Raw genomic sequence first — 9,633 nt, forward strand, 5'->3', positions numbered from 1 at the left:
TCCGAAGCCTCTTTTGAAGAGCTTCGGATTTTTTTTAGCCGGTACGAGCGGGACGAAAAAATTCGGCCCGCCCAAAGGCTTTAGATGACGCGTGCTGCTTCCAGCAGGCGCACGACTGTCCAGGACTTGTCGCGGGAGATCGGACGACCTTCTGCGATTTCCACGAGGTCGCCCTCGTTGTACTGGTTGGTTTCGTCGTGGGCCTTGTACTTGGCGGAACGCACAACGATCTTGCCAAGCATGGGGTGCTTGACGCGACGTTCTACGTTCACAACCACGGTCTTGTCCATCTTGTTGCTGACGACACGACCGATCAGGGTACGCTGGCGCTTGGCCGGTGCAGTAGTTTGGGTTTCGCTCATTTTACTTTCCTGCCTTCTCAGCCATGACGGTACGAACGCGCGCGATGTCGCGACGCACTTTGCCAATCTGGCTGGTATTGGAAAGCTGCTGGGTCGCACGCTGCATGCGCAGGTTGAATTGTGCCTTCAGCAGGCTTTCGAGCTCTTTGGAGAGTTCGGTGGCATCTTTGGAACGGAGTTCACTGGCTTTCATGATATCTCCTTAAGCACCGGGTTGGCGTGACACGAAGGTCGTGCGCAGCGGCAGCTTAGCGGCGGCCAGGCGGAACGCTTCGCGAGCCACTTCTTCGCTGACGCCCTCCATTTCATAGATCACCTTGCCGGGTTGGATTTCGGCGACCCAGAATTCGGGGCTACCCTTACCACTACCCATCCGGACTTCAGCCGGTTTCTGGGAAATTGGCTTATCGGGGAACACACGGATCCAAATACGGCCACCGCGCTTGATGTGGCGGTTGATTGCACGACGGGCGGCTTCGATCTGACGAGCGGTCAGGCGGCCACGATCCGTAGCCTTGAGACCGTACTCGCCGAAAGATACTTGCGCGCCGCGAGTCGCCAGACCGGTATTCCGGCCTTTATGCTCTTTGCGGTATTTTCTGCGTGATGGTTGCAGCATGATTATTCTCCTTCAGGCGCCGGAGCAGCCTCGGACCGGCGTCCACCACGGCCACGGCCACCTGGGCGACGGCTGTCAGGACGATCGCCACGAGGACCACGACGCGAACGACGCTCTTCATCGCGGGGAGCTGCTGCCTCAGGCGGCATTTCGCCGTTAGGCAGCATGTCGCCCTTGTAGACCCACACCTTGATACCGATGATCCCGTATGTGGTGTGCGCTTCAGCAGTGCCGTAGTCGATATTGGCACGCAGGGTGTGCAGGGGCACACGGCCTTCGCGATACCATTCGGTACGGGCGATCTCGATGCCGTTCAGACGGCCGGAGCTCATGATCTTGATGCCCTGGGCGCCCAGACGCATGGCGTTCTGCATGGCGCGCTTCATGGCACGACGGAACATGATCCGCTTTTCGAGCTGTTGCGCGATGGAATCGGCAACGAGCTGAGCGTCAGTTTCAGGTTTGCGAATTTCTTCGATGTTGACGTGCACAGGCACGCCCAACAGGCGCTGCAGATCAGCCTTGAGGTTTTCGATGTCCTCGCCGCGCTTGCCGATCACCACGCCCGGACGAGCCGAGTAAATAGTGATGCGTGCGTTCTTGGCAGGACGCTCGATGACCACACGGCCCACCGAAGCGTTCTTCAGCTTCTTCTTGAGATATTCGCGAACGCGGATATCTTCACCAAGCATGCCACCGAAAGCCTTGTCGTCCGCATACCAGCGCGAACTCCAGTTACGGTTGACCGCGAGGCGGAAGCCAATTGGATGAATTTTCTGTCCCATTGTGACTCCTTAAGCCCCGACCTTGACCACGATGTGGCAGGTCTGCTTCTCGATACGGTTACCGCGACCCTTGGCTCGGGCGGAAAAGCGCTTCAGCGATTGACCCTTGTCGACATAGATTGTCTTGACACGGAGTTCATCGATGTCTGCGCCATCGTTGTGCTCGGCGTTGGCGATGGCAGACTCAAGTGCTTTCTTGATAATGCTGGCCGCCTTCTTGGGCGAGAAGTTCAGGATGTTCAAAGCGTGCTCAACGCTCTTGCCGCGGATGAGATCCGCTACCAGACGCGCTTTCTGAGCCGAGATGCGAACACCACGGATAGTTGCTGTAGTTTCCATCTCTTACCTCCGGGCCTTCTTGTCCGCAGCGTGGCCCTTGAACGTACGGGTCAGTGCGAACTCGCCCAGCTTGTGGCCAACCATGTTCTCGTTGATGTAAACGGGAATGTGCTGGCGACCGTTGTGGACGGCGATGGTCAACCCGATAAACTCGGGCAGGATGGTGGAACGGCGCGACCAGGTTTTGATCGGCCTTTTGTCTTTGCCCGCGACAGCTGCATCGACCTTTTTGATCAGATGCGCGTCGACGAATGGGCCTTTCTTGATCGAACGTGACATATGTTCGCCCCTTACTTGCGCTTGCGACGCGAAACAATCATATTGTTCGTGCGCTTGTTTCGACGTGTGCGGTAACCCTTGGTAGGTGTACCCCACGGGCTGACAGGCTCACGGCCTTCGCCAGTACGGCCTTCACCACCACCGTGCGGGTGATCCACCGGGTTCATGGCAACGCCACGAACGGTTGGACGAACACCGCGCCAGCGCATTGCACCGGCTTTACCGATTTGACGCAGGCTGTGTTCTTCGTTACCGACTTCACCAATGGTGGCACGGCAATCGATATGTACACGGCGGACTTCACCGGAGCGCAGACGAACCTGGGCGTAAGTGCCTTCGCGTGCCAGCAGCACAGCGGAAGCGCCTGCGGAACGGGCCATTTGCGCGCCCTTGCCGGGCTGCATTTCGATGCAGTGGATGGTGGCGCCAACCGGGATGTTGCGAATCGGCAGCGTGTTGCCTGCGCGAATCGGAGCATCCTGACCGGACATCAGCGTAGCGCCGACTTCCAGACCACGAGGAGCGATGATGTAACGACGCTCACCGTCGGCGTAGCACAGCAAAGCAATGTGCGCGGTACGGTTAGGGTCGTATTCAAGGCGCTCGACCTTGGCGGGAATGCCGTCCTTGTTGCGACGGAAATCCACGATACGATACTGTTGCTTGTGACCACCGCCACGATGGCGCACAGTGATGTGGCCGTTGTGGTTACGGCCGGAGCCACGAGTCTTCTTTTCAAGAAGCGGTGCGTATGGGTCGCCCTTGTGCAGATTGGTGGCAACCACCTTGATCATGCCACGGCGGCCGGACGACGTTGGTTTGACTTTTACGAGTGCCATTAGTTCACCTCAGTAAAGTCGAGTTCCTGACCGTTTTTGAGCGTGACATATGCCTTACGCTCGTTACGGCGGCGACCAATGAATCGGCCAAAACGCTTTTCCTTGCCCTTGCGGTTCAGGACCTGTACGGACTCAACCTCAACCTTGAAAAGGAGCTCGACAGCGGCCTTGATTTCAGGCTTGGTGGCGTCGGGTGCGACGCGGAAAGCGATTTGCTGGTTGTTTTCGGCGACAAGTGTGGCCTTTTCGGTCACGACGGGCGCCAGGATGACTTGCATCAAACGTTCGGCGTTCATCCCAACATCTCCTCGAGTTGAGCGATAGCCGGCTTGGTGATCAGCACTTTTTTGTAGTGGATCAGCGAAAGCGGATCGGCGTAGCGCGGTTCGACCACAGCAACGTGCGGCAGGTTGCGAGTGGCGAGGTAAACGTTCTCGTCGAGCGCATCGGTGATGATCAGCACGGACTCCATGCCCATATCCTTAAGCTTGGCAGCTGCCAGCTTGGTCTTGGGGGCTTCGAGCGTGAAGGAATCAACCACAGCGATACGGTCTTCGCGAGCCAACTGGGAGAAAATCGCACGAAGACCAGCACGATACATCTTCTTGTTGATCTTCTGTGTGAAGTTTTCGTCGGGCGAGCTCGGGAAAGCGCGACCACCCCCACGCCACAACGGCGAGGAAGTCATACCAGCGCGAGCACGGCCTGTGCCCTTCTGGCGCCACGGCTTCTTGGTAGAGTGCTTGACAGTGCCACGGCTCTTTTGAGCGCGGTTGCCGCCACGGGCGTTGGCCTGGAAAGCGACCACGATCTGATGCACCAGCGCTTCGTTGAATTCGCGGCCGAATACGGTATCGGGAGCAGCAACGGTAGAAGCGGCTTGACCTTGATCGTTCAGGAGCTTGAGTTCCATGATTTAGGCTCCTTTCTTGATAGGTGTTTTGACAGCGGGACGAACAACGATGCTGCCGTTTTTGTGGCCGGGGACTGCGCCCTTGACCAACAGCAGACCGCGCTCGGCGTCGACGCGCACGATATCCAGATTCTGGGTGGTACGGGTAACGTCACCCATGTGACCAGCCATCTTCTTGCCCGGGAATACGCGACCCGGATCCTGCGCCATACCGGTGGAACCGGGTGCGCGGTGCGAGATCGAGTTACCGTGGGAGTTGCGCTGGCCGGAAAAGTGGTGGCGCTTGATGGTGCCGGCGTAGCCTTTACCGATCGTGGTGCCAGTCACGTCAACCTTCTGACCTGCTTCAAACACGCTATCGACGGCCAATACTGCACCAGCCGTGAATTCGGCGGCTTTGGCGGGGTCGAGGCGGAATTCTTTCAGGATGCTGCCGGCTTCAGTACCAGCTTTAGCAAAGTGGCCAGCCTGCGGCTTAGTAACGCGCGATGCGCGACGTGTGCCGTAGGTGACTTGCACTGCTGCGTAACCATCAACTTCTGGCGACTTGACCTGGGTGATGCGGTTGTTCGACACGTCCAGCACAGTCACGGGGATGGATTCACCATCTTCCGTGAAAATGCGGGTCATGCCGACCTTACGCCCCACAAGCCCAAGCCGGTAAGCGGCAGGCGTAGGTGTCGAGTTCGACATTGTTTTCTCCATTCCCGACTACGATTGGTCGGGGCTAACAGATTTGCGTTTCTCCGCCCAAAAATTTATAGGGCGAAGCCCGGTACTGTAGCATGACCCTGGCCCATAGCGCAAGCGGTTGATTTGATCAAGTCCATAGGGCGTGAAATACCCAAGGGAATACCCCTAAACCCGCCGCACGAGAAAACGCTGCACGTATTCGTTGGCCGGGTGCAGTCTGATTTCTTCAGGGCCGCCCGCCTGCTCAACCTTGCCTTCACGCAATATGATGATGTGCTGGCCCAACCGCAGGGCTTCTTCAATATCATGGGTAATGAACACGATGGTTTTATTCAAACGCTGCTGCAGTTCTAGCAGTTGATCCTGCATGTCGTAGCGAATGAGGGGGTCGAGCGCCGAAAAGGCTTCGTCCATGAGTAGCACGTCGGCGTCGGTCGCCAGGGCGCGTGCCAGTCCGACACGCTGGCGCATGCCGCCTGATAATTCATCGGGGTAATTGTGTTCGTACTCGGTAAGGCCAACGCGTTCCAACCATAGCCTGGCAGTTTCACTGGCACGGGCTCTCGGCTCGCCTCGTACGCGCAGACCAAACGCCACGTTTTCCACCACATTGATATGTGGCAACAACCCGAAACTCTGAAACACCATGCTGACGCGGTGGCGGCGCAACTGGCGCAATTGCGCCATGCTGAGTTGCAAAATGTCTTCGCCATCGAAAAGAATGCGGCCTGCGGAAGGGTCGATGAGACGGTTGAGGTGGCGCACCAAGGTGGACTTGCCCGACCCGGACAATCCCATGATGCAGGTGATGACTCCTGTCGGTATATCGGCGTCCACGCCTGCCAACCCCACGTTGGTTCCGGTGGCCTGTTGCACTTCAGATTTGTCAGCACCTTCATGCAACAAGCGCAGGGCTTCAGCCTCGCGGCGTCCAAAAACCTTGTAAACGCCGCGTATCTGTATTTTCACAGCGGCACGGCCGCCTGAAAGCTGCAAACTGTCTTGTTTCATGGCACGTCCGTCCGGTTGATGGGTTTACGTTTGCGCACCGGTTCGCCATACGCCTGAGTGATGCGGTCGATCACAATGGCGAGGATGACGATGGCCACCCCGGCCTGCAGCCCCCTGCCAATATCTAGTGTCTGGATACCGGCCAGGACATCCTCCCCCAGACCACGTGCGCCAATCATGGATGCCACCACCACCATAGAAAGCGCCATCATGGTGGTCTGATTGATGCCCGCCATGATGCTGGGGCGCGCCAAAGGCAGAGTCACCTTCAACAACATTTGTCCGCGCGTCACGCCAAATGATTGCGCGGCCTCCTTGGCTGCGGGGTCCACCTGCAACAAGCCTAGAACGGTGAGCCGGATGAGAGGCGGCACCGCGTAGATGACGGTTGCAAACAGTGCGGGCACCTTGCCTAGGCCAAACAGCATCAGCACGGGAATCAAGTACACGAAACTTGGCAAGGTCTGCATGACATCCATCACCGGAACCAGTACCCGCCGTAGCCAGCGGCTGCCAGCTGCCAGAATGCCGGTTGGAATGCCGATGACGATGGAAAACAAGGTGGATACCAGCACCAGGGAAAAGGTCTGCATGAGTTTGTCCCACAAACCCACCACGCCAATGAGATAAAGGCCCACTACATAGAAGACAGTGGCAATGGGCTTGCGTGTGGCATGCCAGGACAGCAGAGCGACAAAAGCCAGCAAAGCCCAGGCGGGTATCGCCAGCAGCGCGGTTTCAACTGGCAACAGCACCATCACAAGCAGAAAGTCGCCCGCCTGCCGGAAACTGTCACCCCAAGCCTTAACTGCCTGGGCAAGATGCCGGTTCACGAATTCGGCGCCCGACCAGTGAAAGAAGATGTCGCGGCGCGCCGTCGGGGCTTCTGCTTTCAGGGATGCTTCCAGTTCCGAGGCCTGGGCGGCATCCAGCCACGCCTGCCATGTCTGAGGGTGTTCTTTCAAGAAGCGCTCAGCCATGACCTGGCCCGGAATGCGCTGTTCCGTCATTTCCAGTATGGCCTGATTCAGTTGTGCAGGCTGAAAGTTCACACGACTCAGAAATGCAGTGATAGGCGGGTTCGCCTGAGCAAAGGGCGTGGAAACCGCCACCGCTAGCCGCGCTTTGAGGAAGTCGGTGGGGCAAGGCTGACCTTCGCCGCTTACGATGGTATCCCAACATGCCTGGTTGAATGGCGGCAACTCAATGCGATGAAACCGGTACTTGGCCATCAGCCCGGCCGGTTGCCAGTAATAGAACAGCAGCGGTTCGCCCCGTTCATGGGCGGCACTGATCTCGGCATCCAGCGCAGCACCCGTTCCTGCTCGAAAATTCGTGTAGTGTTCGTCCAACCCATACAGAGATAGCAGGCGTGAATTGGTGCCTTCGCACACCCAGCCAGTGGGACAGTTCAGAAAGCGGCCTTTTGCCGGCTGCTCAGGGTCGCGGAACAAATCCTTGTAACGGGGAAGGTCCTGCCAAGACTGTAGCCCAGGCGCCATAGGCTCAATGCCTCGCTTGGCATCACCGTTAACAACGAACTCCGGCACATACCAGCCCTGTTCTGCGCCGCCCTCCAGCGTATCGCCCACCACCCTGACCTGATCGGCATTGATGGCATTTTCTATGATGGCAGAGCGGCCGGACCAGATTTCAGCGATGATCTGTAAATCGTCATTAGCCAACGCGGCTTCCGCCGCTGCCGGCGTACCGGGCACAATTTCGGTGTCGCAGCCAAAAGCATCTTCAAGAATGCGAGCCAATAGATGCGTGGTAAATGCTGCGCTCTCCCAGTTCTGGTCGGCAAGCCGAACTTTCTGGCCGTTGTTGCAGGTCGTACTTGTCTGAGCCTGCGCCTGCTCTGCGAGCCACGTCGTCAGCATGACGCACACTATAAACAGCCCCAACAGACGATAAATGGGGCGAACGTGCTTCCGCCGCATAGCCAAAGACTCAAGTGACATTGGTATCTGCTCCCGTTCCATGCGGCAGGGCTTGCCAATGTCTACACCTTAATCGTCCTCCCGAGAGAGCGTCAACGTGCGGCGTCGCGTCTTGATGTCTGAATACAAAACAGGCTGGCCTTTTTGTCGGCCAGCCTGTTTAGGGTGAAACGCTGCAAAGCAACTACAGATTAGTCGAGCTTAAAGCCGGGCTGTGCAACCACTTTGGCGGCGTTTTCCTGCCAGATACGGATTTCTTCGGCAAACTCTTCAGGCGTGTTGCCCGAAGGAGTGGCGCCTTGCTGCCTGAGTGATTCCATTACCTTTGGGTCTTGCAACGCAACGACTGCCGCATCGCGCAGTTTCTTAACGATATCCGCAGGCGTACCGGCTGGTGCGAGCAAACCATACCAGGCGGGCTCGTTCAGCTCAGGGTGCCCAAGTTCGGCAAGCGTGGGGATATCCGGCAGCGCCTCGGCACGCTTAGGGCCGGCGATGGCGATGGGGCGCAGATTACCTGCTTGGATCTGATTCATGGAAGAAGGCAGGTTGTCGAACAGAACTTCGACCTGACCACCGACCGTATCCACCACGGCAGGGCCGGAGCCCTTGTAGGGAACGTGAATCATATCTGTGCCCGTGGAATGCTTGAACGCTTCGCCGAACAGGTGGTTAATGGAGCAGGTGCCGGAGCTGCCGTAGGAATACTTCTCGGGATTCGCCTTAAGTTCTTTCACCATTTCTTCAAAGTTATTGGCGGGGAACTTAGGGTTCACAACGATGACGTTGGGCAGATTCGCGAAGTTTGTGACCGGCATGAAATCCCTGGAGGGATCGTAGGGAAGATCGCTACGGCATGCAGGGTTGACAGCCATGGTAGACACTGTGGCTACGGATACCGTATAGCCATCGGGCTGAGCGCGGGCGGCTTCCGCTGCGCCAATTGCGCCACCAGCACCGGCCTTGTTCTCGACGATGACTGTCTGACCCAGCTCCTGCCCCATGCGCTGGCTCACGATGCGCGCCACGATATCGGTGGAACCGCCAGGAGCGAACGGCACAATCATGCGAATGGGTTGGTTAGGGAAGTCTGAAGCGGCGGCTGCCGGGCTCATTGTTACTGCCGCGCCCGCCAGTGCGATGGACAACAGGGTGTTCTGAAGCATTTTGGCCATGCATGTCTCCGTTAAGCATGATTATCAATTCGCGAAAACGTTGATTCTATTCTTTATTGTTACGAATAGATACCCACATTAGAGAATGCTGTTATAGAGACTTTCCCTGATACCACAAATAAAAAACGCCATGCAATGCATGGCGCTTCTTATTTCTGCTTTACCGCTTTTGCACTATTACTGCAGTGCGATTTCGACGTCCACACCGGCCGGCAGGTCGAGGCGCATGAGTGCATCGACTGTCTTGTCGGTGGGGTCGACGATATCCATGAGACGCTGGTGCGTGCGCATTTCCATCTGGTCGCGCGAAGTCTTGTTGACGTGCGGCGAACGCAGGAGGTCATAGCGACGAATCCGCGTGGGCAGCGGTACCGGGCCGCGAACAACAGCGCCGGTGCGCTTGGCAGTGTCCACGATTTCAGCGGCCGACTGATCGATGAGCTTGTAGTCGAACGCTTTCAGACGGATGCGGATTTTCTGGTTTTTCATGGGTATTCCTAAAGAACGAAAGAACCGGGGCGGGGCTCGCCCCGGTCAAAGCAAGCGGTTTTTTTACTCGATGATTTTTGCCACAACGCCGGCGCCGACGGTACGACCGCCTTCACGGATGGCGAAGCGCAGACCTTCTTCCATGGCGATAGGAGCGATCAGGGTCACTTCCATCGACACGTTATC

General features: G+C 57.5%; 14 protein-coding genes and 2 pseudogenes. All 16 read right to left on the reverse strand.

Annotated features, from left to right (window positions below; genetic code table 11):
* Window positions 1-80: 80 nt before the first annotated feature.
* Window positions 81-362: a 30S ribosomal protein S17 gene (gene rpsQ, locus VRY85_RS03585; RefSeq protein WP_414597227.1), complete on the reverse strand. Its 282-nt coding sequence runs from the start codon at window positions 360-362 to the stop codon at window positions 81-83.
* Between the two features lies 1 nt (window position 363).
* Window positions 364-555: a 50S ribosomal protein L29 gene (gene rpmC, locus VRY85_RS03590; RefSeq protein ID WP_414597228.1), complete on the reverse strand. Its 192-nt coding sequence runs from the start codon at window positions 553-555 to the stop codon at window positions 364-366.
* A gap of 9 nt (window positions 556-564) precedes the next feature.
* Window positions 565-981, reverse strand: coding sequence for a 50S ribosomal protein L16 (gene rplP / locus VRY85_RS03595; RefSeq protein WP_414597229.1), 417 nt, complete (start codon window positions 979-981; stop codon window positions 565-567).
* Window positions 982-983: 2 nt separating this feature from the next.
* The gene (rpsC, locus tag VRY85_RS03600) at window positions 984-1,766 is read right to left on the reverse strand and encodes a 30S ribosomal protein S3 (protein ID WP_414597230.1); all 783 of its coding nucleotides are present in this window, start codon (window positions 1,764-1,766) and stop codon (window positions 984-986) included.
* Between the two features lie 9 nt (window positions 1,767-1,775).
* The gene (rplV, locus tag VRY85_RS03605) at window positions 1,776-2,105 is read right to left on the reverse strand and encodes a 50S ribosomal protein L22 (protein ID WP_414597231.1); all 330 of its coding nucleotides are present in this window, start codon (window positions 2,103-2,105) and stop codon (window positions 1,776-1,778) included.
* Between the two features lie 3 nt (window positions 2,106-2,108).
* Window positions 2,109-2,384, reverse strand: coding sequence for a 30S ribosomal protein S19 (rpsS, locus tag VRY85_RS03610; protein WP_414597232.1), 276 nt, complete (start codon window positions 2,382-2,384; stop codon window positions 2,109-2,111).
* Between the two features lie 11 nt (window positions 2,385-2,395).
* Window positions 2,396-3,223 (reverse strand): 50S ribosomal protein L2, encoded by an 828-nt coding sequence (gene rplB / locus VRY85_RS03615; RefSeq protein WP_414597233.1) that lies wholly within the window; start codon window positions 3,221-3,223, stop codon window positions 2,396-2,398.
* A complete protein-coding gene (gene rplW, locus VRY85_RS03620) occupies window positions 3,223-3,519 on the reverse strand; it encodes a 50S ribosomal protein L23 (protein WP_414597234.1) in 297 nt (98 codons plus the stop codon). The genes rplB and rplW overlap by 1 nt, the downstream gene beginning before the upstream one ends.
* On the reverse strand, window positions 3,516-4,136 hold the full coding sequence (gene rplD, locus VRY85_RS03625; protein ID WP_414597235.1) for a 50S ribosomal protein L4: 621 nt from the start codon (window positions 4,134-4,136) through the stop codon (window positions 3,516-3,518). Before rplD ends, rplW begins: the two co-directional genes overlap by 4 nt.
* A gap of 3 nt (window positions 4,137-4,139) precedes the next feature.
* On the reverse strand, window positions 4,140-4,829 hold the full coding sequence (gene rplC, locus VRY85_RS03630; protein WP_414597236.1) for a 50S ribosomal protein L3: 690 nt from the start codon (window positions 4,827-4,829) through the stop codon (window positions 4,140-4,142).
* A 165-nt stretch (window positions 4,830-4,994) separates the two neighbouring features.
* Window positions 4,995-5,840: an ATP-binding cassette domain-containing protein gene (locus VRY85_RS03635; protein ID WP_414597237.1), complete on the reverse strand. Its 846-nt coding sequence runs from the start codon at window positions 5,838-5,840 to the stop codon at window positions 4,995-4,997.
* On the reverse strand, window positions 5,837-6,703 hold the full coding sequence (locus VRY85_RS03640) for an ABC transporter permease (RefSeq protein WP_414597254.1): 867 nt from the start codon (window positions 6,701-6,703) through the stop codon (window positions 5,837-5,839). The genes VRY85_RS03635 and VRY85_RS03640 overlap by 4 nt, the downstream gene beginning before the upstream one ends.
* A 105-nt stretch (window positions 6,704-6,808) precedes the next feature.
* A pseudogene (locus VRY85_RS03645) lies at window positions 6,809-7,825 on the reverse strand (glycine betaine ABC transporter substrate-binding protein); the annotation flags it as partial.
* Window positions 7,826-7,974: 149 nt separating this feature from the next.
* On the reverse strand, window positions 7,975-8,949 hold the full coding sequence (locus VRY85_RS03650) for a tripartite tricarboxylate transporter substrate binding protein BugE (protein WP_414597255.1): 975 nt from the start codon (window positions 8,947-8,949) through the stop codon (window positions 7,975-7,977).
* A 186-nt stretch (window positions 8,950-9,135) separates the two neighbouring features.
* The gene (rpsJ, locus tag VRY85_RS03655) at window positions 9,136-9,447 is read right to left on the reverse strand and encodes a 30S ribosomal protein S10 (RefSeq protein ID WP_414597238.1); all 312 of its coding nucleotides are present in this window, start codon (window positions 9,445-9,447) and stop codon (window positions 9,136-9,138) included.
* A 63-nt stretch (window positions 9,448-9,510) separates the two neighbouring features.
* Window positions 9,511-9,633 (reverse strand): annotated as a pseudogene (locus tag VRY85_RS03660) (elongation factor Tu); the annotation flags it as partial.

Origin of the sequence: Achromobacter sp. F4_2707, assembly GCF_047501535.1 — a bacterium.
GTDB lineage: Bacteria > Pseudomonadota > Gammaproteobacteria > Burkholderiales > Burkholderiaceae_B > Yanghanlia.

Excerpts from the sequence above, each read along its gene's own strand:
- rplB (WP_414597233.1), bottom strand. The coding sequence starts at position 3,223 with ATGGCACTCGTAAAAGTCAAACCAACGTCGTCCGGCCGCCGTGGCATG.
- rpmC (WP_414597228.1), bottom strand. The coding sequence starts at position 555 with ATGAAAGCCAGTGAACTCCGTTCCAAAGATGCCACCGAACTCTCCAAA.
- rplP (WP_414597229.1), bottom strand. The coding sequence starts at position 981 with ATGCTGCAACCATCACGCAGAAAATACCGCAAAGAGCATAAAGGCCGG.
- rpsQ (WP_414597227.1), bottom strand. The coding sequence starts at position 362 with ATGAGCGAAACCCAAACTACTGCACCGGCCAAGCGCCAGCGTACCCTG.
- rplW (WP_414597234.1), bottom strand. The coding sequence starts at position 3,519 with ATGAACGCCGAACGTTTGATGCAAGTCATCCTGGCGCCCGTCGTGACC.
- rpsS (WP_414597232.1), bottom strand. The coding sequence starts at position 2,384 with ATGTCACGTTCGATCAAGAAAGGCCCATTCGTCGACGCGCATCTGATC.
- VRY85_RS03635 (WP_414597237.1), bottom strand. The coding sequence starts at position 5,840 with ATGAAACAAGACAGTTTGCAGCTTTCAGGCGGCCGTGCCGCTGTGAAA.
- rplD (WP_414597235.1), bottom strand. The coding sequence starts at position 4,136 with ATGGAACTCAAGCTCCTGAACGATCAAGGTCAAGCCGCTTCTACCGTT.
- rplC (WP_414597236.1), bottom strand. The coding sequence starts at position 4,829 with ATGTCGAACTCGACACCTACGCCTGCCGCTTACCGGCTTGGGCTTGTG.
- rpsJ (WP_414597238.1), bottom strand. The coding sequence starts at position 9,447 with ATGAAAAACCAGAAAATCCGCATCCGTCTGAAAGCGTTCGACTACAAG.
- VRY85_RS03650 (WP_414597255.1), bottom strand. The coding sequence starts at position 8,949 with ATGCTTCAGAACACCCTGTTGTCCATCGCACTGGCGGGCGCGGCAGTA.
- rpsC (WP_414597230.1), bottom strand. The coding sequence starts at position 1,766 with ATGGGACAGAAAATTCATCCAATTGGCTTCCGCCTCGCGGTCAACCGT.
- rplV (WP_414597231.1), bottom strand. The coding sequence starts at position 2,105 with ATGGAAACTACAGCAACTATCCGTGGTGTTCGCATCTCGGCTCAGAAA.